Source organism: Sphingobium sp. MI1205 (genome assembly GCF_001563285.1).
GTDB lineage: Bacteria > Pseudomonadota > Alphaproteobacteria > Sphingomonadales > Sphingomonadaceae > Sphingobium.
The window spans coordinates 148,030-169,339 of sequence record NZ_CP005189.1; the positions used below are offsets into that span (position 1 = coordinate 148,030).

The following is a 21,310-nucleotide window of genomic DNA, read 5'->3' on the forward strand; positions in this document are numbered from 1 at the left end:
GATACATTATATTGGGGCGATTGCGCTGCCAGAAGTTTCCACTGGGAAGATCGGGATATAATGCCCGATCATCCGAAAGGAGCCGCACTTCATCCGGCGTCGCAATCAATCTCCAATTCGTCCCCGAGGATCCGCGTGGGAAAGAGCTTCAGGCTGTTGGGCGTGAGCGGCGAAAGCGATTTGCCATCCTCCAGACTGAAGCGCGCGCCATGATGCGGACACATGATGAAATTGCCGCGCACCCGCCCCCCGTCCAGCGAAAGCTTCTGATGCGGACAGATTTCGTCCATGGCGCGCGGCCCATACGCGCTGCGGCATAGCAGGATGTTGCGCCCTTCGACCGTCACGACTCGGGTGCCGGTCTCGGGAACCTCTGACAAGGAAATGCGTGCCAAGAATGCCAACCTTTCAAAAAACAGCTACCGGCCTGATGCAAGCCTTTGGCGACCGTGACAATAAGTAACTTGCATAATGTACGATAGCACACTAAATCTCAAGCGAGGGGTACAGCACAGCCCGTTTCCCTACGGAAACGATGTTCCCGGCGCGAAAACCGATACTCTGAACCGCCGATGTCAGGCACATTAGCGGTTTTGTTTTGGCTGGTCGCCCCGCTGTATGTTGCAACCATGTGAGGCCTTGGCCTCGAACGGGTGAGGTGCATGACTGAATTCGGTATTTCGCGCTTTGGCGCCTATATTCCTCGTCTTAGGCTGGATCGTTCGATCATCGCCGCCGCCCATGCATGGATGGCGCCGGGTCTGAAAGGCCAAGCCAAGGGCAGCCGCGCGTTCACCAGCTGGGACGAAGATGCGATCACCATGGGCGTGGAAGCCGCGCGCGACGCGGTCGGGCCGGGCGGTCTGCAGGGTGTCGGCGCGGTGCGGCTTGCCTCCACCAGCCTTCCCTATGCCGATCTTCAGAACGCGGCCATCGTGGCGCGCGCGCTCGGCGCCGCCGACGGTGTGGCGACATCTGACGCGGCCGGTTCGCAGCGGGCGGGCACGTCGGCGCTGCTGCAGGCGCTCAAGGGCACTGAATCCTCGCTGGTGATCGCCGCCGACAACCCGTTCGCCAAGCCCGCCAGCACGCAGGAGCTGAGCTTCGGCGCGGGCGCCGCCGCTTTCGTGGTGTCCGACCAGAATGTGGCCGCGCGCCTTGTCGGCTCCGCGACGGTGGCCAATGTGTTCGTCGATCATTTCCGCTCGGCCGGCGCGGACAGCGACTATAATTGGGAAGAGCGCTGGGTCCGTGACGAGGGTTATGCGAAGATCGTCCCCAACGCGGTCAAGGCCGCCCTGGACGATGCGCAACTCACCATTGGCGACATTCAGCATTTCGTGATGCCCTCTTACCTCAAGGGTGCAGCGGATGCGGTTGCAAAGAAGCTGAAGTTCGCGGGCGCCGTTGCCGGTGGGCTGGAAGATGGCGTTGGTTATGCCGGTGCGGCCCATGCGCTGCTGATGCTTGCCGCGACTCTTGAAAAAGCCGCGCCGGGCGATCGCATCCTGCTGGTGGGCTTCGGCCAGGGCGCCGACGTGCTGATCTTCCAGGCGACCGACGCAATCACCTCGGCCCGTCCGGCCCGCGGCGTTGCTGGTTCGATCGCCGACGCCCTGCCGACCGACAGCTATCTGCGGATGCTGTCCTTCTATGACGGCATCGAAGCGGAATGGGGCATGCGTTCGGAAAAGAGCGGCAAGACCGCGCTCACCGAACAATATCGCTCCGCCGGCCAGTTGGAGGGCTTCAACGCAGGCAAGTGCGGCAAGTGCGGCACCGTCCAGTTCCCGCAGCTGCAATATTGCGTCAACTGCCACGCCTCGAACGACCAGTTCGCCGACGTGCCGTTGCGCGATGAGGTTGCCGAAGTGCTGACCTCCACCGCCGACTGGCTGTCCTATCACCCCGCGCCGCCACTCTGGGTCGGCTTTGTCCGCTTCGACAGTGGCGCGCGCATGCTCATGGAAATGGTGGACATCGGCAAGGACGGGATTGATACCGGCGCCAAGTTGCGGATGGTTTACCGGATCAAGGAAAAGGATCGGCAGCGCGGTTATAACCGCTATTTCTGGAAAGCAACGCCGCTCGGCGCGGCTTGAGGAGTTTCTGCGATGGCAACGGGTATTAAGGATAAGGTCGCCATTCTTGGCATGGGCTGCTCCAAGTTCGGGGAGCGGTGGGACGCGGGTTCGCCCGACCTGATGAAAGAAGCCTTTGAGGAGGCGCTGGCCGACGCGGGCATCGAACGCAGCCAGATCGAAGCCGCATGGTTCGGCTGCTGGGGCGAGACCATCAACGTCGGCAACTCTTCGATCCCGGCGGCGATGGCGCTGCGGCTCGAAGGCATTCCGGTCAGCCGCGTCGAAAATATGTGCGCGACGGGAACGGAAGCGCTGCGCGGCGCGGTCTATGCCGTTGCGTCCGGCGCGGTCGATATCGCGCTGGCGATCGGTTCCGAGAAGCTGAAGGACACGGGCTTCGGCGGTCTGCCGCCGCCATTCAAGGGCACGTTCAACGACATGTGGATGCCGATGGGCTCCGCGCCCGCCGGCTTCGCCCAGCTCGCCCCCTATTATCGGGCGAAATACGGCACGTCGAAGGAAGATCTGAAGCGCGCCATCAGCCATGTGTCGTGGAAGAGCCACCAGAACGGCGTTCACAGCCCCAAGGCGCACTTCCAGAAGGCCGTGTCGATGGAAACGATCATGAACGCGCCGATGATCTCTGATCCGCTCGGTCTGTTCGACTGTTCGGGCGTGTCTGACGGATCGGCCTGCGCCATCGTCACTACGCCAGAGATCGCCAAGGCGCTGGGCAGGAAGGATCTTGTCACGATCAAGGCGCTGCAGCTGTCGACCAGCTCGGGCCGCGAGACGCAAATGAACGAGTGGGACGGCAGCTACGTCGCGACGACCCGCAATGCAGCGGCGCGCGCATACAAGGAAGCCGGGATCACCGATCCCAAGACCCAGGTGAACCTGTCCGAGGTGCACGACTGCTTCTCCATCACCGAACTGGTGACGATGGAGGATCTCGGCTTTTCCGACGATGGCCGGGCGGTGTTCGATATTCTCGACGGCCGCTACGACCGCGACGGCGCCATGCCGTGTCAAATCGACGGTGGCTTGAAGTGCTTCGGTCATCCCATCGGTGCGTCCGGGCTGCGCATGGCCTATGAAATCTACAGCCAGCTGCTGGGCCGCGCCGGAGAGCGTCAGCTTTCGAACCCGTCCATCGGCGTCACCCACAATCTCGGCGGCGTTCCCTATCAGGGCATCGCGGCTATCTCTGTCCTGGGGCTTCTATAATGGCTGGAATATGGTTTGACGAACTGGAGATCGGGCAGGTTTTCCATCATCCGATCCGCCGGACCCTCACGGAAACCGACAATCTGTTGATGTCGACGCTGACGCACAACCCCGCGCAGCTTCACATCGACGCCGAATATATGAAGAGCACGCCGTTTGGCCGTCCGCTCATGAATTCGGCCTTCACCCTCGGCCTGATGGTGGGCATCTCGGTCGGCGATACGACGCTGGGCACGGCGGTCGCTAATCTCGGCTGGGACGAGGTGCGTTTCCCCAATCCGCTGTTCGCCGGCGACACGATCCATGTCGTGACCGAAGTCATCGAACTGCGCGAATCCAAGTCGCGCCCGGAAGCTGGCATCGTCACCTTCCTGCACAGGGCCTATAATCAGAAGGACGAACTGGTCGCGTCCTGCAAGCGGTCTGGCCTTCAGCTGAAGAAGCCGAAAGAATGACCCTCCCCATCCGTTCTTTCCTGTTCATCCCCGGCGACAGTGAAAAGAAGCTGGGCAAGGTCGATGGCATTGCCGCAGATGCCTTCATCTTCGACCTGGAAGACGCTGTTGCCGCCGCGCGCAAGCCTGTCGCGCGGAAAATGGTGCCGGCCTTTATCAAGGAACGGCCGCGCGGCGAGCGCAAGTCGCAGCTGTGGGTGCGTGTCAACCCGCTCGACACGCCCTGGACGCTGGAAGACCTTGCGGCGATCGTGCCCGCCGCGCCTGACGGCATCATGCTGCCCAAGGTCAATGGGCCGCAGGACGTGGCGCAGGTCAGCCATTATCTCGATGCCCTGGAAGTCGCCCATGGCATCGAACCGGGTTCGATCAATATCCTTCCCGTCGCGACCGAAACGGCAGTTTCGCCCTTCCGTCTGGGCGATTATGCCGGCGCCGCACTCGACCGTCTCTATGGCCTGACCTGGGGCGCGGAAGATTTGAGTTCCGCGATCGGCGCGAGCGGCAATACCGACGCGACCGGCGAGTGGACGCACACCTACAAGATGGTGCGCTCGCTATGCCTGCTCGGCGCGCATGCGGCCGGCGGCGAAGCGGTGGACACGCTCTATGTTGACTTTCGTGATCCCGAAGGCTTGCGTGCATCCTGCAAGGCCGCGCGTGCCGAAGGCTTCTCGGGACGCGTCGCGATTCACCCGGCGCAAGTCGATGTCATCAACGAAAGCTTCTCTCCTTCGCCCGAAGAAGTGGATTTCGCGCGGCGGGTGGTCGATCTGTTCGCCGCCAACCCGGACTCCGGGACGCTGGGTCTGGATGGCAAGATGCTCGACATTCCCCACTTGAAACAAGCACAAAAGACGCTGGCAATGCACGAGGCGCGCAATGGTTGATCTGCGGAACGACGGCGGACGGGGCATCTTCTCCGCCGAACATGAACAGTTTCGCGAGACGGTCGCCCGTTTCGTGGACGAGGAACTGGTCCCCCAGCATCATCAGTGGGAAAAGGACGAGTGCGTCCCCCGCGAAATCTGGAAGCGCGCCGGTGAAGTGGGCATCCTTTGCCCCAATATCCCTGAAGCCTATGGCGGCTTCGGCGCGGACTGGCTCTATAATGTCGTGGTCATTGAGGAACTGGCGAAGAAGGGCATCACCGGCCCCGGCTTCACGGTCCATTCCGAAATGGTCGCGCCCTACATCCTGGCAGCCGGCACGGAAGAGCTGAAGCAGGAAGTGCTGCCCAAGATGGTGTCGGGCGAATATATCGGCGCACTGGGCCTGACTGAGCCGGGCGCGGGCTCCGACGTCAAGGAAATCCGCACGCGTGCCGTCAAGGATGGCGACGGCTACGTCCTTAACGGGCAAAAGGTCTACATCTCCAACGGCCAGCTGGCCGATGTCATGGTCTGCGCCAGCAAGACCGATCCCGCTGCGGGCGCCAAGGGCGTCAGCCTGATCGCGGTCGATACGCATCAGGAAGGCTTTAAGCGCGGCCGCAATCTGGAGAAGATCGGGCTCAAGGCCCAGGATACGTCCGAAATCTTCCTGGAAGATGTGCGCGCGCCGGCCTATCGCCTGCTCGGCAAGGAAGGTGGCGGCTTCGGCATCATGATGGGCAAGCTCGCGCAGGAGCGGCTGACCCAGGCTGTGCGTAGCATCTGCGTGGCGGAAGCGGCGATCCAGTGGACCGTCGACTATGCCACTGAACGCAAGATGTTCGGCCAGACGCTGGCAGACTTCCAGAACACCCAGTTCGTCCTGGCGGAGCTGTCCGCCGAAGTCCTGTCCGCGCGTGTGTTCACCGATTGGTGCATCAAGCGCTTTATGGCAGGCGAGCTGACTGGCGTCGAAGCGGCGAAGGTCAAGCTGGTCGTCACCAATCTGCACGTCAAGGTCGTCGACCAGTGCCTCCAGTTCTTCGGCGGTTATGGCTATATGACCGAATATCCGATCGCTCGCGCCTATATCGACGCGCGCATCGTCCGAATCGCAGGCGGCGCGGCGGAAGTGATGAAGCAGATCATCGGACGCGATCTGTTCAAGAAGTAAGTCTCCACCTCTTCCTTGCGAAGGGGGACGGCTGAATGAAACCGCCCAGGATTGGGATTATCTACCAATCCTGGGCTGGATTGCTGTTGGAATTCGACGATCTTTGTTATCGATCGACTGACTTCTTGATCTATTATCAGCATGATCTTGGCGGTGTGACGATCGACGATCAGCCCGTTACCACTTCATGATATTGCGGAACCAGACGAAACTCATAATCCATCGATCTGGTGGAAAAATCTCCGACCAATGGCGGACGTCGGGGTAGCTGCGGATTGAAGTAGTCCGGTGCGTGCCCGGATGACTTGCATTCCATTTATCCGCTGTTCGGGAAATCGCTAACTGGGGTGTAAATATCCCCATTGCCCCTTGAAAACCCATGCGAATATCGAGGCGGCATCCACCCAAAGGAAAAGCCGGCCATCACAGTGTGACGACCGGCCCCCTCATACAAATATATTTCCTCGAGCTCGCTCAACGAAGCGCGCGGACCTCCTTGCGAGTCAGGCTGGTCTTCACAATCGCGCCGTCCATCGACAGTGTGTCTCCGGGGATGACTACCATCTTGTCACCAACGATCACCTGGACGCCGGCCACGGCGTCGTTTGCCGTCAACACCCGATCCACACGGCCCAAGGTCGCTCCGTCACCCGAGACAATGCGGGCATTGCGCGGAATATCCAGGCCGCCGGCCATCGCCGAAGTGGATGCCAACAACATTGCACTGATCATCGTCCGATACATCGTCTTCATTCGCTCACTCCTAAAAATTCAACGACTTTATTGCAGTTATTCAATTCGAATCTGATGCGGGTCATCCCTCCTGAAGGTGGGACACCTCATTGAAGCTCCGCAACTTCCATTGTCCGTCGTCACCCACGATCAGGCGAGACACCGACGAGTTTTCCGGGGCGGTGAAGGCGAAGCGCCTGCCGCCGGTTGCCTGACGGCAGATTTCCGCGATGGTGCCCGCATGACTGAAGACAACCGCCGTCTCGCCTTCTCCGATGTGGGATACCACTTCCACAATGCCCCTTCGCACGCGATCGGCGAAATGCGCGTTGCGCTCGGCGCGGGGAATAACCTCCCAACTTTCCTCGATATACATGCGTGCTATGAGAGGGTGGCCGGCCGAGGCGTGCTCGTAAAAACTATGCTCCCAATCGCCCAGGTGAACTTCCCGCAGATCTTCGATCACGCGCGGCTCGATTCCCGTCGCGGCTACCAGTGGCGCTGCGGTCTGCTGGGTCCGCTTCAGAGGCGTAACGAAAATTGCCTCGATCGACTCGCGCGCAAGCGTACGCGCCAACAACTCTGCCTGAACGTGCCCATCTTCCGCGAGCGTAGGATCACTGATCGTGAGTTCACCCAGTTGCACCGTCTCGATGGTCGCGCCGACGCTCGACCCATGTCGGATCAGGATGATCTGCCGCGCACCCCGGGACAATTTGAAACGCTGCTGCGCACCGCGCGCACGATCGTTGATATCGTCAAGATTGGCCATGCTATCACCGTCGAATATATAAGCAGAGCAGCACTCCCCAACGAGCGCCGAGTCGCGCTGCCTCGAAAAGCACAAGTTTCAATCGCTTGTCGAGAGAATATGCCGTCTCTGCCCGGCTCCTAACACCCGCCTCCCGGGCGAATATTAGATCGCCAACATATGGTATTGCAGCAAACCATGGTCAAGACTAAGCTTCGCTCGGCAAGAACGACCGCGAGAAGGTGCGGCGTGCTGCTCGCCCCGACCGGCTTTCCGCTCGGCGCCACAAGGGACAGGAGAGGTCTATGAGTGCGAACGATATCGCCAGCCAGGGGGCCATAGCCTCTTTCAATCCTTTTGATCCCGATCATCTTTCCGAGCCAGCGGCGGGATGGGCACTGATGCGGCGTGAAGCGCCGATCATGAGCCTGAACCTGCCCGGCCCCGTGCCCGTGTTCGTCGTATCGCGCAGGAAGGAAATCGAGGCGATCGCGCGCGACACTACGTTGTTTTCAAGCAAGCCGGTGCCGTCCGTCTGGCGCTGGGGCGATTTCGAGCCCGCCATCGCCGACATTTTCGCGACCAGCGGCTACAAGATCGTCTACACGCTGCAGACCACCGATCCGCCAACCTCGTTGCAATATCGCCGCATTGCCGAAGCAGCCCTGACCCGCAAGCGGGTGCTCGACCTGGAACCTGAGATCAACAGCATCATCGGCAAGCTGATGGATGCCATCCCTTCGGGCGGGCGGATCAATTTCGTCGACGCCTTCTCGGTGCCGCTGACGCTTGAACTCATCTGCATGATCCTGGGCCTGCCCTATTCGGACGCCACCTTCATCAAACATTTCTCCGACGAGTTCACCTTCCTGGTCGATCCCACCCATTCGACCGAGCGGGCGATGGAAGCGACGCGGACGGTCGTGGAAGGCTATCGCTACCTGGCCGACTATATGCGCCGGTTTGAGGAGGCGCCGGCCGAAAATCTGCTGAGCGCCATCGCCCATGCCGATATCGACGGCCGTCCGCTGACCATCGAGGAAAAGCTATCGATGGCGCATGTGCTGACCATCGCCGGCAATGAAACTACCCGCAATGCGCTGTCATCGGCCATGTACATGCTGGCGATCCGGCCCGATCTGTGGGCGGCGCTGAAGGCCGCGCCCGAGCGGGTGCCCGATTATGTCGAGGAAATCCTGCGCGTTCACGCACCGGCGGTCACTACGCCGCGCACCGCGACGGCGGACACGGAGATTGACGGGGTGGCCATTCCCAAGGGGTCGGCCCTGTTCCTGCTATGGGCGTCGGCCGGACATGACGAGACATTGTTCGACAACCCCTATGAGATCGACCTGGATCGCAAGAACAAGCGGTCGCACATCACTTTCGGTATGGGCATCCATCATTGCGTCGGCAGTTTCCTGGCCCGCGCCGAACTGAACGCCGCCGTCCTGCGCTGGATCACCGATTTCGACACGGTGGAACTGGCCGTGCCCCAATCCGAAATCCGATATGATCCGGTGTTCGCCTTCCATGCGCTGAGCGACCTGCCGATTAAGGTAACGAGAGTGAAGGAAAAACAGGTGGTGAGGAGCGAGGAATGACGGCAAGTTACGACTATATCATCGTCGGCGCGGGTTCGGCGGGATGCGTGTTGGCCAACCGGCTTTCGCAGGACCCCCGTCACAAGGTGCTGCTGCTTGAAGCCGGGGGAGAGAACAAGGCCTTCATGGTCAACATGCCCAAAGGCATCGGCAAGCTTGTCACCGATCCCACCTATGCCTGGACTTATCCGGTCGGCCCGGCAGACTCCCCGACCGAAGTCTGGCAGCGCGGGCGCGGCCTGGGTGGCTCGTCGGCGATCAACGGCATGATCTATGTTCGGGGACAGCCGCAGGATTTCGACATCTGGGAACGCGAAGCCGGATCGGACTGGTCCTGGGCTCAGATGAAGCAGGCCTATCGCTCGATCGAGGATCATGAACTAGGCGATGACGGCGTGCGCGGCGTCGGCGGCCCGGTGCATATCTGCACCAACAAGGTCCGCTATCCGCTGGCCGAAAAGGCTATCGAAGCGGGAGTCCAGATGGGCCTGCCCCGCCATTATGAAGACCTGAACCGCGAGGATCAGGAAGGCGTCGGCTATTATTGCTACAATATCAAGGATGGCCGCCGCCAGAGTTCGGCCATCGCCTTCCTCGACCCGGTGCGCAATCGCCCGAACCTGAATGTCGTAACCAACGTCTATGCCGATCGCATCCGCTTCGATGGCAAGCGCGCGACGGGCGTGGAGTGCCGCGTTGATGGCAAGTCCGTTACCTACAACTGTCATGGCGAGATCATCATCAGCGCCGGCACCATCGGATCGCCCAAGCTGCTGCAACTCTCGGGCATCGGCCCGGCCGCCCTGCTGCAGCGGCACGGCATCGACGTCGTGTATGACAGCCCCGATGTGGGCCGGCGCGTGCTTGAGCATCTGGGCATGATCGTCAGCTATCGGCTGAAGGGCGGCGAAAAGGGAATCAATCACCGGCTGCGTGGCGTCGGCCTCGCGACCAGCGTCGCGCAATATCTGATGTTCAAGACCGGACCGCTGTCGAACGGCGCGATGGAGGTCGGCGCTTTCGTCAAGACCAATCCCAATGAGCCGCGCCCCAATGCGCAGCTTTATGTCAGCGGCTGGACGCTCGACATCCCGGAGGAGAAGGAAAAGGACACGATCGCGCCGATGCAGGCGGTCCAAAAGGAGCCGGGCATGAGCTTTACCGCTCAGCTCATCGGCCTCGACAGTGAAGGTGAACTGGAGATCAGCGCTGCCGATCCCGATGCGCCGCTCAGCATTACGCCCAACTGGCTTTCGAGCGAGCATGACCGGCGCGCCGCCATAGAGATCGTCCGCTATATCCGCGAATATGTGAAGCAACCCGCGCTGGCGCCCTATGTTGCCGACGAAATGGCGCCAGGAGCGCAATATGTAACCGATGACGAGATCCTGGCAATCATCCGCGAGATCGCAATGTGTGGCACCCATGGCGTCCGCAGCTGTCGCATGGGCAGCGACGAGGATTCGGTCGTGGATGAACGAACTCGCGTCCGCGGTGTGCACGGCCTTCGCGTCGTCGACTGTTCGATCATGCCGGGACTGATTTCGGGCAACACCAACGCCCCCGCCATGGCAACCGGCTGGCGGGCGGCGGACCTGATCCTGGAGGATGCGGCGCTGCGCAACGCAGCCTGAAATTGGCGGGAATGGCGGTAGCCTGAAACTGGAAACCGCCCCGCCTCTCCGCTGCACAAAAAATCAAGGCGGCATCGGCTTGCACTATTCGCAGCCGCCGCTGGTGCGACAAGCATCGAGGCGCCGCTCCGATGTCCACCACGCACAAGGAGAGACTAGGGATGGCGAAAGAGGAACTGTGGACCGGCGATCGCGGCACGGAACAGGCTGCGCTGTTTGGCCGATGGAGCGACAAGGACGAGCTTTTCCATCCCGAAGCCAATATCCCCGGCGACACGCTCACCGAAACCTGGGCCTATCTCTGGTATATCCCGGAAGAACGGATCTATTCGCAGATCCACATCTGGGTGCACCCCAATCTGAACGTCGTCACAGCCGGCATCGGTGTCGCGCGCGGGCACAAGAATTCGATGCTGTCGGCCGAACTGCTCGACGTGCCCGCCTACGCCTCCGCCGCCAATCTGGGCGATGGCAGCGACATGACCTTCGCTAACGGCCTGCGCGTCCAGATCATCGAGCCGTTCAAGAAGATGCGGATCACCTATGACGACCCCGCGCGCGGCAATGCGCTGGACCTCACTATCACCGATTTTTCGCCGCCGGTGATGCGCGGCAGCGAAAATCATTTCGACCAGGCGACCTATAATGAGGGGCGGGTCACGCTGCGCGGCAAGACCTACAAGATTGCTAGCCACGGCATCCGCGACCGTTCCTGGGGCCAGTTGCGCACCGAAGCGCTCGTCGCCGGCCCGCCCTTCACCTGGATGACGGGGATTTTCGCCGATCAGAAGCTGTCATGGAACCTCGCCGCCTTCGATGATCCCGATCGCGATCCCGACTGGACGGGCGTGTTCGAAGTCGATCGCAACGAGACCGTCCATGACGGCTGGCTGTGCATCGGCGAGGAGTTGTCACGACTGACCAACGCGTCGAAGATCACACGGCGCGACCCGGTCACGCTGCGGCCGCTATCGCATGAAATCCGTTTCACCGACAAATGGGGCCGGGATTACCATATCAGCGGCAAGACCACCGCGACCTTGCCCTGGACCGGCTGGCCCAACATGTTCGCCTGGCTGTGCTTGACCGAATGGTCGATGGACGGAAAGGTTGTCGGCTGGGGCGATACGCAGGAAGTGCAATGGGGCGACTATACCCACGCGCTTCGCGGCGACCAGGATCTGGGTCGGCCGGGCAACTGGCGTTGAGGGCCGCCATGATGCGGCCCGCCGTAAACGGCGGGTCGTGTCAAAGCGCTTCCACGATCGTCAGATTGGCCTGGCCCCCGCCTTCGCACATCGTCTGCAGGCCATAGCGCTTGCCGCGTTTCCGGAGCGCATGGACCAGCGTGGTCATGAGCTTGGTTCCCGACGAGCCCAGCGGATGGCCGAGCGCAATCGCACCGCCATGGACATTGAGCCGCTCAGGGTCCGCGCCAATCGCCTTGGCCCAAGCCAGCGGGATGGAAGCGAAGGCTTCGTTGACCTCGTAAAGATCGATGTCGCCGATGGTCATGCCCGTCTTTGCGAAAGCCTTGCGCGTCGCTCCGATCGGCTCCTCCAGGATCAGCACGGGGTCGCCCGCCGTCACCGTCATATGGTGGATGCGCGCCAGGGGTGTGAGGCCATGGTCGGCCACAGCCTTGGCCGACGCCAGCATCACGCCCGAAGCGCCGTCGCAAATCTGGCTGGAGGTCCCGGCCGTCAGCAGCGCCCGTGCGGTGAGCGGTTTGATCGCGCCCAGCGCTTCCAGGCTGGCATTGTAGCGAATGCCCTCGTCATGGATATGGCGCGTCGGATTACCCTCGGCATCCAGCCCCTGCAGCGGCAATATCTCGTCATCGAACAGCCCCGCCTGCGTCGCGGCTGCCGCCCGCTGGTGCGAAAGCAGCGCGAACCGGTCAAGCTCGTCCCGCGTCAGGCCGTGCTTGTCTGCGATCATTTCGGCGCCGTCGAACTGGCTGAAGACCGACGCGCCATATTTCTCATAGACCGCCGGCAGCACGGCGGACGTGCCGATGCCCGCGTCCAGCGCGAGCTTTTCGGGCGAACCCATCGGGACGCGGGTCATGCTTTCCACCCCGGCGGCGATCACTACATCCTGCACGCCCGCCATGATCGCCTGGGCGGCGAAATGGATGGCCTGCTGCGATGAACCGCACTGACGGTCGATCGTGGTGGCGGGCACCGACTCCGGCAGGCGGGAGGCGAGCAGCGAATAGCGTGCGATATTGCGGCTCTGCTCGCCCACCTGCGAGACGCAGCCCAGTATAACGTCGTCGATCGCCGCCGGATCGATCGCTGTCCGTGCGACCAGTTCATCGAGCACCGCAGCGGTCATCTGCCCCGGATGAACGTCCCGCAGCGCACCGCCGCGACGACCGCCAGCTGTGCGCACGGCGGCAACTATATAGGCTTCGGCCATCATTGTTTCTCCGTCGAGGACGCGTCACGCGCGTTGCGCGCCGGGCGGAATTTGTCAAGTTCCATGCGTGCGATGGTGCGGTTGTGCACTTCGTCGGGACCATCGCCGATGCGGATCATGCGCATCCGCGCGAAGGCAAAACCCAGTCCATCATCGTCGGTGAGCCCGGCGGCGCCGTGCGCCTGGATCGCCATGTCGGCGATCGCCTGGCCGATCCGCGTCGCCGCGACCTTGATCTGGGAGATTTCGCTGCGCGCTTCCTTGTTGCCGACCGTGTCCATCAGATGCGCGGCATGCTGGGTCAGCAGGCGGCACATATTGATCTGCGTGCGCGCTTCGGCGATCCGTTCCTGCCATACCGACTGGCTGGCGAGCGGCTTGCCGAAGGTCACGCGTGACAGCAGGCGCTTGCATGTCTGTTCCAGCAGCCTTTCGCACTGGCCGATGATGCGCATGCAATGGTGGATGCGGCCCGGCCCAAGCCGGCCTTGCGAAATCTCGAACCCGCGTCCTTCGCCCAGCACCAGATTGGCGGCGGGCACGCGGACGTTGTCGAACAGGATTTCGGCATGGCCCTTGGGTTCGTCATGATAGCCAAAGATGCTGAGCGGACGGACCAGAGTGATGCCGGGCGTGTCGGGATCGACCAGGATCTGCGATTGCTGGAGGTGACGCGGCGCGGTGGGATCGGTCTTTCCCATCACGATATAAAGGCCATTCCGGGGATGATAGGCGTTGGTGATCCACCATTTGCGGCCGTTGATGACATAATAGTCGCCGTCCCGCTCGATACGCGTTTCGATATTGGTCGCGTCGGAAGAGGCGACCGCCGGTTCCGTCATGCAGTAGGAAGAGCGGATCCTGCCTTCGAGCAGCGGCGTCAGCCACTTGGCCTTCTGCTCCGGCGTGCCATAGCGGTCGAGCACTTCCATATTGCCCGAATCCGGCGCCGAGCAGTTGAAGACTTCGGACGCGAAATGCACGCGGCCCATGATCTCCGCCAGCGGCGCATAGTCGAGATTGCTGAGGCCCGCGCCATTTTCCGAATGGGGCAGGAACAGGTTCCACAGCCCTTCCGCCCGCGCCTGTTCCTTGAGCGTTTCCAGGATCGGCGGCACGCGAAACTGGACGGCGGGATCCTCGTGCAGCTGCCGATAATAGAGCGCTTCGTTCGGATAGACATGTTCGTCCATGAACGCCTGCAGCTTGCGCGCGAGTTCGGTTGCCTGGGGCGATATCATCATGGGCGTCGTCCAAATGCATGAATGAGGTGCATAATTAATCCGTTTTCGCGAGGGGCCGGGGAAGGCCCGGACTGATCCATGGCGTGGGATGTCTGTCGCACCGGGGTGGGAGAAGGTCAATATACTACGGAACCATATTATTATTCGCGCACGCCGGTCATGTTGCCATGGCGGGGCGAAAGGCCGTAATCAGACCGGATGAACAGCAAGCGAAACAGGGCGTCGGCGACGGGCGCGGCGAAGGACGAAGAGGCTGAATTCCGGACCCATATCGGCTTCCTGATCCACGACGTCAGCCGCAAGCGCCGCAATTATTTCGATCGCACGCTGCGCCCGCTGGGGCTGACGCGATCACAGTTGGTGCTGCTGCTCCAGCTTCAGAACCTGCCGCAGGACGAGGGCATCAGCCAGCGCCGGCTGGCGCAGGAAATGCATATCGGCCAGGTGTCGTTGGGCGAACTGGTGGCGCTGCTGGAAAGCCAGGGGGCGGTCGAACGCAAGGTCGCCGCCCACGACCGGCGTCAGCGTAACCTGTTCCTGACCGATCGGGGCCGGGAGTTGATCGCCCGATCGCGCGAATTGATCGACGCCATGAATGCCGAACTGCTGGCCGGCATTCCCCGGGATCGCGTCGACAGCGCGGAAGAAACGCTGGCGCTGATGCAGCAGAATCTGGCGCGGCTGGGCTGTTGAAGCCCCGCCCAGCCGCCCTGCATTCAGGAGAGACTGCCGAGTGAAGCGGGGCTGTAGGGTTGCAGTTCGTGATGCGCCATGCGGCGAACCTTGTCGACCCAATGCGGATCGACCAGCAAGGACCGGCCAATCGCCACCAGGTCGAAATCGCCGCGCTCCAGCATTTCGTTCAGGATGCCGAGCCGCCCCAGGGTGGACGGCTCTTCGGTGCCCGAAAACATGGTGTCCAGCATTTCCCGCTCGATGCCGAGCGATCCGACCGTGATCGAAGGGCGCCCGGTCAGCTTGCGCGCCCAGCCGGCCAGATTGAGCGGGCTGCCGGCAAATTCCGTTTCCCAGAAACGGCGCTGCGAGGCATGGAAAATATCGACGCCCGCGTCGGCCAGCGGCTCCAGCATGCTGGCGAGTTCCTCCGGCGATGTCGCCAGCTTCGCATTATAATCCTGCTGCTTCCACTGCGAGAAGCGAAAGATGATCGGGAAACCCGGTCCCACTTCGCGGCGGCAGGCGCGCACCACTTCCACCGCGAAGCGCGCGCGTTCGGCGAGCGTCGGCCCGCCCCAGCCGTCGGTGCGGCGATTGGTCCCGTGCCATAGGAACTGGTCGATCAGATAGCCATGCGCGCCATGCAGTTCGACGCCATCGAAGCCCAGCGCCTTGGCCGTCGCCGCGCCCTTGGCATAGGCTTCGATGAGGGCGATGATGTCCGCCTCGCTGCTGCCCTCCGCGACCTGCTCATCGACATTGAGATAGCCGGACGGGCTGGACTTGAGGCTCATATCCTCTTCGATCGCCTCATAGAGATTTTCGATCTGTGCCCGGCGGGTCATGCCGACATGCCACAGCTGGGGGATGATGCGCCCGCCAGCGCCGTGCACTTCCTCCACCACATGTCGCCAGCCCTGCAAGGCGTCGTCACCGTAGAAGCGCGGCGCGCGATCCTCATTGGAGGCTGTGGGATGGTCGATCCATGTGCCCTCCGTCACGATCAGCCCCACGCCGCCTTCGGCCCGGCGTCGATAATAGCCCGCGACATCCGGGCCCACCACGCCGTTGGGTGCGAAGCAGCGCGTCATCGGCGCCATCACCGTGCGATTGGCCAGGGCCAGCGTCCCCACCTGAACTGGCTCGAACAGCTTTGGGCTGGGGGGCGTATTCATGGGGGTACTTCCTCTTCCTGTTCTCACGGCCCGTCATTTTTCCAATGGTAGTGGACCTTACGATATGTAAGCTGCTTATATTGAGCCATTCACAAGAGCAAGAAACAGGAGTCGGATGATGAGCCTGAAGGACAAGGTTGCCGTGGTGCTGGGTGCATCGGCGGAAGGCGGAACGGGATGGGCGATCGCAGAAGCGCTGGCGGAAGCGGGCGCCAAAGTGGTCGTCGCCGCGCGTTCCATGGGCGACCTGCAGCGACTCGCCGACAAGATCGGCGGCCTGGCGGTGCAATGCGACGCCGGTAGCGAAGCGGACATCGCCGCCCTCGCCCGCGCCGCAGCCGACGCGCATGGCGCGATCGACATCGCGGTCAATTCGGCTGCCCTGCCCGTCATTTCCATGATCAAGGACGTGACGATGGAGCAGTTGCAGCAGGGCGTGCAGGTCAATTATTTCGCCCATGTCCACTTCATCCGCCACATGACCGAGGTGATGAATGACGGCGGTTCCATCACCCTTATTTCCTCCAACAGCACCGTGCAGCCGCAGCCGCCGCATTTCGCCTATGCCTGCGCGAAGGCGGCGACAGATTGCCTGGTGGGCTATGCCGCGCTGGAATATGGCCATCGCGGCATTCGTGTGAATTCGCTGTTGCCAGGGCCCATCAAATCGGCGCTCGCGTCCGGCCTGTTCTCCATCCCCGGTGTGGAAGAGCTGTACGCGAGCCATGTGCCGCTGGGCCGCATCGGCCTGCCACGCGACTATGCCGACACGGTCGTTTTCCTGTCGGGCCCGACATACATCACCGGCGTCAACCTGCCGGTGAGCGGCGGCAACCATCTGACGGGTATGCCGCGAATGGAGGAGATTGAAAGCGGCGCCGACGCATATCGGTCCGAAAAGACGGCCTGAGACATCCGTTCGGGCGAGCGCATATCGACACGCTCGCCCGAACGGTCTTAAGGCTTATTGCTGGGCCATGAGGGGCGCGAACGCATCCTCCACCAGCTTGGTGCAGAAATATTCCGAAATCTTCACGATCCGGCCGCCGCGCACCGTGAAGAGGAAATGATATTCATTATTATAGGGCGTGCCGTTGGTCAGGGTAGATTTGCCCCGTACCTCGGCCGACACACGGTCCTCCTCCGCCGTCAGGTTGAGGATCTGGAAATCAATGCCATTTTTGGTGATCGTGCCGAGCGTCCCGGCCGTCGAAAGAATCTCATCATAGCCGCGCGTGCCCGACATGAAGCTGGTGCCTGTCGCGACCGCCTGGATTGTCGGGTCCAGCACCTGCGCCAAGCCATCCACATCCCCTTTGCCCAGGGCGGCAAGGAAGGCACGGACGACCTGTTTGTTCTTTTCCAGTTCTTCCGACATCGCAATCTCCTATTTTCTGTGTTTGATTAGCGCACTACCAGGCGCACCGGCCTGATGATTCCTCCAAGAATAGACCGGTTCCCCAACCACAGGTCAACATGGTTGTCTTCGACCGACGTGCCCTTCACCGGCAGCGGCGCCGGCACCCCCGGTGGCGTGCGCGGTCAGCCGTGGCCGTGAAGTCAGGGTCCGTCTAAGCTACAAGGTCGGCCAGTAATCCGAAGTGACGATCTGAAATGAAGCGGGCCCCGAGCAAGTCTCCGGGCCCATTTACATGTCAGGCAGATTGAGAAAAGGCACCCTTTGCGACAGCCGCGATCGGCGATCAGAGGCGGGCGCCGACCGATTCCAGCAGCATGACCCGGAATGCCGCCATGGCGCGATCGATCGTGTCGGACGACTGCGTGAGCAACTGGGCCATCGCGACGCCCTGGCTCATCAACAGCGCGATATTGAGGCTGGCTTCGATAAGGTCGCGGGGCAAGTGCCCATCCAGATTGCGGCGCCAGAACTGGCGGAACTTTTCGGTCAGGGGCCGCTGCAACTCGACCGTCTTGTGCTTCAACACCGGATCACCCCGGCTGGCGCTCAACAGGTCGTAAACCGCGACTGCGTCGGCGGAGGCGGTGAGCGCCACGACATGGTCGTAAAGCGCCGCCACCCGGTCGATGCCCTGCACGCCATCAGGCACCGTAAAGCCGTCGAACTTCTGAGAGAGCCGGTCGTCCAGTTCGCGCACGGCGGCCAGGATCAGTTCCTTCCGGCTGCTGAAATGATGCTGGATGGCGCCCCGCGTCAGATTGGCCTCCGCCGCGATCTCGGTCATGCTGGTCGCAGCGATGCCGCGTTCGCGCATGTGCCGGATCGCGCTGTCGATCAGGCTCGCGCGCGAGGTGGCGCTGCGTTCTTCCTGCGACCGGCGCGCCGCGGCCGTCCTGCTGCCTGTGCGTATTTCCATGAACTCCGCCTGCCTTGTTCGCTCCCCCTTTACAAGGGCACGGATAGCACACATACATTCCGCCTAGAATGTAAGTTGCTTGTTCGGGTCCGCATCGACGGTCAGCGGCAACGACCCTATCCTGGAGAGAGACGCCTGATGACGACCGGCACCCTCGAGCCTGACGCGCTGTTCGATTTCACGTCCCCGGCTCTGCTGGCGAACCCCCATGCGACGCTGGCCGAGCTGCGCCAGCGCGGGCCAGTGGTGAAGGCCAGGGTGCCCGGCGGCATGGACGCCTATCTCGTCACCAGCCATGCCGCCGTTGCCGAAGCGACCAAACGGGCCGAGGATTTCTCCTCACAGATGGGGCATCTCACCAACCGTCCGAACATGGACAATCATGAAGCGCTCGCCATTCTGGCGGAGGCGGGCAAGTCCGGTTCGGGGCTGCTGCTGGTGTCCGACGATCCGGACCACAAACGCTATCGCGCGCTGGTCAACGCCGTGTTCGCGCAAGGACGCATCGCCAATCTCCAGCCGCTGATCGAACGGATCGTGACGCAGTTGCTGGACGATATGGCGCAGAAGAATGAAGCGGACTTCGTCAACGAATTCGCGGTGCTGCTGCCCACCTATGTGATCGCCGACATATTGGGGCTCGACCGCGATCATTGGCATCTGGTGCGCAAATGGTCGGACGCCGCCATCCTGCTGGTCAGCCGCATGGGAACGGCGGAGCAGGAAGTCGAAGCGGCGAAGAATGTCGTGGAATTCATACGCTTCATCCGGGAACGGCTGGCGGTGCGGCGACAGCAGCCGGCGGACGACCTGATCTCAAACCTGGTGAACATCGGCGTGGACGGCGTGGCGCCGCTCAACGACGATGAAGCCGCGGCGCTGACGCTGGAGATCGCGGTCGCGGGCAACGAAACCACGCGTAATACGCTGATGAGCGGCCTGGTGCAGCTGCTCCGCCACCCCGAGCAGATCGAGATGCTGCGCAAGGACCCCACGTTGATAGCCAATGCGGTGGAGGAATTGCTGCGCTATGAGACGCCGGCGACGTCGATGTGGCGTATCGCCACACGCGACACGGAACTGGCGGGCACGGCAATTCCGCAAGGAGCCGCCGTGCTGCTGCGTTTCGATGCGGCCAATCGTGATCCGGCCCGCTTCGAAAAGCCGGACCAGTTCGACATCACCCGCAAGGACGCCCGCAACCATGTCGCCTTCGGCGCGCCGGGCATCCACCGCTGTCTGGGCCAGATGCTGGCGCGCAAGGAACTGGTGATCGCCCTGCCCGCGCTGTTCTCGCGGCTGAAGGACATTCATATCCTGGAAAGCAGCGATACCGATTATTGGCCGGGGCTGCTACATCGCGGCATCACGAGTCTGCATATCGGGTACAAGGCGAACAGCGAGGCTTGATAACAGACATCGCCGTTCCGAGACCGAATAGGTAATATCGTTTTTCAGTCGTAAAGGCTTCGATCATGTCAAATGTTGCGCGCAAGGTGGAAATAACCAAAGGCTATGGCACCAAGGAACGTCCCGTCACCCAGGAGGTGTGGGACAAGGAGGCGTTTTTCCCCGACCATGTCTCGCTGCGCGTTCATGGCGACATCGAACCGGATCATCGCCATTTCGATCATTCCATCTATTTCGATCCGAAGATTGCCGCCGCTGAATTCGAATTCATATGGGAAAAGAGCTGGCTCTATATCGGCCGCGAGGAAGACCTGCCCGAAGTCGGCGACCGCATGCCGGTCAGCGTCGGCCGCCGGTCCTACATGATCGTCCATTCCGCCGAGGATGAGTTCAAGGCCTATTATAACAGCTGTCCCCATCGCGGCACCGAATTGTGCGCCACCAAGGAAAATGCCCAATCGATCCGCTGCCCCTACCATGGATGGGAATGGCAGAACGGCGGCAAGCTGAAGCGTATCCCCAGCCACTGGGACTTCAAGGAAATCACCCCGAACAACGGCAGCCTGCCCGAAGTGCGGTTGGAGCGGTGGGGCGGATTCCTGTTCATCAACGCGGACAAGAACGCGCCGTCGCTGATGGATGCGCTGGGCATGATCCCTGAACATTTCAAGGAATATGACTACGCCAATCGCTATACCCATGGCCATTTCCGGCGTGAAATGGATTGCAACTGGAAGGTAGCGCAGGAAGCGTTCCAGGAAGCCTATCACCTCTACGCCACCCATCCCGAAGCGGTCCCCTTCGCGGGCGATGCGCAGGGCAAATATGACGTGTGGGCGACCAAGGGCAGCCATGTCGGCCGCAATTCGACCTATTCCGCCATCCCTTCGGCCCATGCGCCGCTGGACACGGACCCGGTCGCTTCAGCGCAAATGTTCATGCAGGCCACCGGCGACTGGCACTATCCGGGCTACCCGGTCACGCAGCTTGATCCCGCCAAGGATCTGCGGGAGCAGGTAGCCGACTGGATCCGTGGCGCATTCAAGGCGAAGCATGGCATAGACAGCGCGGTTCCCGACGCGATCCTGCTCGATTCCCTGCTCTATTTCTTCTACCCGCATAGCTGCTTCTGGCTGTCCGAAGCGGTGCCTTTCACCTACCAGTTCTGGCCGCATGCCACCGACCCGAACAAGAGCTATTTTGAAGTGCGCATGCTCTACCCGGTGAAGGCCGGCGAAAAGCGGCCCCCGGCGACGCCGCGTGTCGATATCGGCCCGGACGGGTCGATCTTCACCGCGATGCAGGACCGGTTCGGCTTCCTCGCCTATATCTTCGATCAGGATTGCGGCAATCTGCCCCGTGTCCAGCGCGGCGCGCATTCGGCCAACATTGAAAACCCGACGACCCATCTGGGCGCCTATCAGGAATCAATCATCCAGCAGTGGAACCTGATCATCCTTGATGCCATCGAGAAGGGAATTGCCGCAAAGGCTGCGGCAACCGCCTAAGG

Annotated in this window: 20 protein-coding genes; 12 read left to right on the forward strand and 8 right to left on the reverse strand. The window is 61.9% G+C overall.

What is annotated here, in order from left to right; translation table 11 throughout:
* Positions 1-89: 89 nt before the first annotated feature.
* Positions 90-395, reverse strand: coding sequence for a Rieske (2Fe-2S) protein (locus K663_RS17165; RefSeq protein ID WP_158511211.1), 306 nt, complete (start codon positions 393-395; stop codon positions 90-92).
* 267 nt (positions 396-662) lie between these two features.
* Between K663_RS17165 and K663_RS17170 the strand changes: the two genes are divergently transcribed.
* From K663_RS17170 to K663_RS17190, 5 genes are read left to right on the forward strand one after another with little or no spacing between them, the layout of a single operon-like run.
* Positions 663-2,102, forward strand: coding sequence for a 3-oxoacyl-[acyl-carrier-protein] synthase III C-terminal domain-containing protein (locus tag K663_RS17170; RefSeq protein ID WP_062121280.1), 1,440 nt, complete (start codon positions 663-665; stop codon positions 2,100-2,102).
* Between the two features lie 12 nt (positions 2,103-2,114).
* Positions 2,115-3,311, forward strand: coding sequence for an acetyl-CoA acetyltransferase (locus tag K663_RS17175; RefSeq protein WP_062121281.1), 1,197 nt, complete (start codon positions 2,115-2,117; stop codon positions 3,309-3,311).
* Positions 3,311-3,766 carry a MaoC family dehydratase gene (locus K663_RS17180; protein WP_062121282.1) on the forward strand — a complete coding sequence of 152 codons (456 nt, stop codon included), beginning with the start codon at positions 3,311-3,313 and terminating at the stop codon, positions 3,764-3,766. The genes K663_RS17175 and K663_RS17180 overlap by 1 nt, the downstream gene beginning before the upstream one ends.
* On the forward strand, positions 3,763-4,656 hold the full coding sequence (locus tag K663_RS17185) for an HpcH/HpaI aldolase/citrate lyase family protein (RefSeq protein WP_062121283.1): 894 nt from the start codon (positions 3,763-3,765) through the stop codon (positions 4,654-4,656). Before K663_RS17180 ends, K663_RS17185 begins: the two co-directional genes overlap by 4 nt.
* Complete coding sequence (locus K663_RS17190; protein WP_062121284.1) at positions 4,649-5,812, forward strand: acyl-CoA dehydrogenase family protein; 1,164 nt, start codon at positions 4,649-4,651, stop codon at positions 5,810-5,812. The genes K663_RS17185 and K663_RS17190 overlap by 8 nt, the downstream gene beginning before the upstream one ends.
* Before the next feature lie 474 nt (positions 5,813-6,286).
* Here K663_RS17190 and K663_RS17195 read toward each other — a convergent pair whose 3' ends face one another.
* Complete coding sequence (locus K663_RS17195; RefSeq protein WP_062121285.1) at positions 6,287-6,565, reverse strand: hypothetical protein; 279 nt, start codon at positions 6,563-6,565, stop codon at positions 6,287-6,289.
* A gap of 61 nt (positions 6,566-6,626) precedes the next feature.
* Complete coding sequence (locus K663_RS17200) at positions 6,627-7,316, reverse strand: histidine phosphatase family protein (RefSeq protein WP_062121286.1); 690 nt, start codon at positions 7,314-7,316, stop codon at positions 6,627-6,629.
* Positions 7,317-7,600: 284 nt separating this feature from the next.
* On the opposite strand from K663_RS17200, the gene K663_RS17205 reads away from it, so the two are divergent.
* The 3 genes from K663_RS17205 to K663_RS17215 all read left to right on the forward strand — a co-directional run bounded on the left by K663_RS17205 (position 7,601) and on the right by K663_RS17215 (position 11,741).
* Positions 7,601-8,899, forward strand: a complete 1,299-nt coding sequence (locus K663_RS17205; protein ID WP_062121287.1) for a cytochrome P450 — start codon at positions 7,601-7,603, stop codon at positions 8,897-8,899.
* On the forward strand, positions 8,896-10,533 hold the full coding sequence (locus K663_RS17210; protein WP_062121288.1) for a GMC family oxidoreductase: 1,638 nt from the start codon (positions 8,896-8,898) through the stop codon (positions 10,531-10,533). The genes K663_RS17205 and K663_RS17210 overlap by 4 nt, the downstream gene beginning before the upstream one ends.
* Before the next feature lie 161 nt (positions 10,534-10,694).
* Positions 10,695-11,741 carry a DUF7065 domain-containing protein gene (locus K663_RS17215; RefSeq protein ID WP_062121289.1) on the forward strand — a complete coding sequence of 349 codons (1,047 nt, stop codon included), beginning with the start codon at positions 10,695-10,697 and terminating at the stop codon, positions 11,739-11,741.
* A gap of 40 nt (positions 11,742-11,781) precedes the next feature.
* Here K663_RS17215 and K663_RS17220 read toward each other — a convergent pair whose 3' ends face one another.
* Together K663_RS17220 and K663_RS17225 are read right to left on the reverse strand one after the other, a co-directional pair.
* Positions 11,782-12,957, reverse strand: a complete 1,176-nt coding sequence (locus tag K663_RS17220) for an acetyl-CoA C-acetyltransferase (protein ID WP_062121290.1) — start codon at positions 12,955-12,957, stop codon at positions 11,782-11,784.
* The gene (locus K663_RS17225) at positions 12,957-14,201 is read right to left on the reverse strand and encodes an acyl-CoA dehydrogenase family protein (RefSeq protein ID WP_062121291.1); all 1,245 of its coding nucleotides are present in this window, start codon (positions 14,199-14,201) and stop codon (positions 12,957-12,959) included. Before K663_RS17225 ends, K663_RS17220 begins: the two co-directional genes overlap by 1 nt.
* 198 nt (positions 14,202-14,399) lie before the next feature.
* Between K663_RS17225 and K663_RS17230 the strand changes: the two genes are divergently transcribed.
* Positions 14,400-14,894, forward strand: a complete 495-nt coding sequence (locus K663_RS17230; protein ID WP_062121292.1) for a MarR family winged helix-turn-helix transcriptional regulator — start codon at positions 14,400-14,402, stop codon at positions 14,892-14,894.
* A 23-nt stretch (positions 14,895-14,917) separates the two neighbouring features.
* Here K663_RS17230 and K663_RS17235 read toward each other — a convergent pair whose 3' ends face one another.
* The gene (locus K663_RS17235; RefSeq protein WP_062121293.1) at positions 14,918-16,054 is read right to left on the reverse strand and encodes an NADH:flavin oxidoreductase; all 1,137 of its coding nucleotides are present in this window, start codon (positions 16,052-16,054) and stop codon (positions 14,918-14,920) included.
* A 115-nt stretch (positions 16,055-16,169) separates the two neighbouring features.
* Between K663_RS17235 and K663_RS17240 the strand changes: the two genes are divergently transcribed.
* Entirely contained in the window at positions 16,170-16,964 is a 795-nt protein-coding gene (locus K663_RS17240; protein ID WP_062121294.1) for an SDR family NAD(P)-dependent oxidoreductase, read from the forward strand.
* A gap of 54 nt (positions 16,965-17,018) precedes the next feature.
* Here K663_RS17240 and K663_RS17245 read toward each other — a convergent pair whose 3' ends face one another.
* Together K663_RS17245 and K663_RS23985 are read right to left on the reverse strand one after the other, a co-directional pair.
* Entirely contained in the window at positions 17,019-17,432 is a 414-nt protein-coding gene (locus K663_RS17245; RefSeq protein ID WP_062121295.1) for a nuclear transport factor 2 family protein, read from the reverse strand.
* Between the two features lie 325 nt (positions 17,433-17,757).
* Complete coding sequence (locus tag K663_RS23985; RefSeq protein WP_062121296.1) at positions 17,758-18,390, reverse strand: TetR/AcrR family transcriptional regulator; 633 nt, start codon at positions 18,388-18,390, stop codon at positions 17,758-17,760.
* 138 nt (positions 18,391-18,528) lie between these two features.
* On the opposite strand from K663_RS23985, the gene K663_RS23435 reads away from it, so the two are divergent.
* Both K663_RS23435 and K663_RS17260 read left to right on the forward strand, forming a co-directional pair.
* Positions 18,529-19,800: a cytochrome P450 gene (locus K663_RS23435; RefSeq protein WP_062121297.1), complete on the forward strand. Its 1,272-nt coding sequence runs from the start codon at positions 18,529-18,531 to the stop codon at positions 19,798-19,800.
* A gap of 65 nt (positions 19,801-19,865) precedes the next feature.
* The gene (locus tag K663_RS17260) at positions 19,866-21,308 is read left to right on the forward strand and encodes an aromatic ring-hydroxylating oxygenase subunit alpha (RefSeq protein ID WP_062121298.1); all 1,443 of its coding nucleotides are present in this window, start codon (positions 19,866-19,868) and stop codon (positions 21,306-21,308) included.
* Positions 21,309-21,310: the final 2 nt, after the last annotated feature.

Bases quoted from the DNA above. Each gene is read 5' to 3' on its own strand.
- K663_RS17170 (WP_062121280.1), top strand. From the start codon at position 663: ATGACTGAATTCGGTATTTCGCGCTTTGGCGCCTATATTCCTCGTCTT.
- K663_RS17175 (WP_062121281.1), top strand. From the start codon at position 2,115: ATGGCAACGGGTATTAAGGATAAGGTCGCCATTCTTGGCATGGGCTGC.
- K663_RS17180 (WP_062121282.1), top strand. From the start codon at position 3,311: ATGGCTGGAATATGGTTTGACGAACTGGAGATCGGGCAGGTTTTCCAT.
- K663_RS17185 (WP_062121283.1), top strand. From the start codon at position 3,763: ATGACCCTCCCCATCCGTTCTTTCCTGTTCATCCCCGGCGACAGTGAA.
- K663_RS17190 (WP_062121284.1), top strand. From the start codon at position 4,649: ATGGTTGATCTGCGGAACGACGGCGGACGGGGCATCTTCTCCGCCGAA.
- K663_RS17195 (WP_062121285.1), bottom strand. From the start codon at position 6,565: ATGAAGACGATGTATCGGACGATGATCAGTGCAATGTTGTTGGCATCC.
- K663_RS17200 (WP_062121286.1), bottom strand. From the start codon at position 7,316: ATGGCCAATCTTGACGATATCAACGATCGTGCGCGCGGTGCGCAGCAG.
- K663_RS17205 (WP_062121287.1), top strand. From the start codon at position 7,601: ATGAGTGCGAACGATATCGCCAGCCAGGGGGCCATAGCCTCTTTCAAT.
- K663_RS17210 (WP_062121288.1), top strand. From the start codon at position 8,896: ATGACGGCAAGTTACGACTATATCATCGTCGGCGCGGGTTCGGCGGGA.
- K663_RS17215 (WP_062121289.1), top strand. From the start codon at position 10,695: ATGGCGAAAGAGGAACTGTGGACCGGCGATCGCGGCACGGAACAGGCT.
- K663_RS17220 (WP_062121290.1), bottom strand. From the start codon at position 12,957: ATGGCCGAAGCCTATATAGTTGCCGCCGTGCGCACAGCTGGCGGTCGT.
- K663_RS17225 (WP_062121291.1), bottom strand. From the start codon at position 14,201: ATGATGATATCGCCCCAGGCAACCGAACTCGCGCGCAAGCTGCAGGCG.
- K663_RS17230 (WP_062121292.1), top strand. From the start codon at position 14,400: ATGAACAGCAAGCGAAACAGGGCGTCGGCGACGGGCGCGGCGAAGGAC.
- K663_RS17235 (WP_062121293.1), bottom strand. From the start codon at position 16,054: ATGAATACGCCCCCCAGCCCAAAGCTGTTCGAGCCAGTTCAGGTGGGG.
- K663_RS17240 (WP_062121294.1), top strand. From the start codon at position 16,170: ATGATGAGCCTGAAGGACAAGGTTGCCGTGGTGCTGGGTGCATCGGCG.
- K663_RS17245 (WP_062121295.1), bottom strand. From the start codon at position 17,432: ATGTCGGAAGAACTGGAAAAGAACAAACAGGTCGTCCGTGCCTTCCTT.
- K663_RS23985 (WP_062121296.1), bottom strand. From the start codon at position 18,390: ATGGAAATACGCACAGGCAGCAGGACGGCCGCGGCGCGCCGGTCGCAG.
- K663_RS23435 (WP_062121297.1), top strand. From the start codon at position 18,529: ATGACGACCGGCACCCTCGAGCCTGACGCGCTGTTCGATTTCACGTCC.
- K663_RS17260 (WP_062121298.1), top strand. From the start codon at position 19,866: ATGTCAAATGTTGCGCGCAAGGTGGAAATAACCAAAGGCTATGGCACC.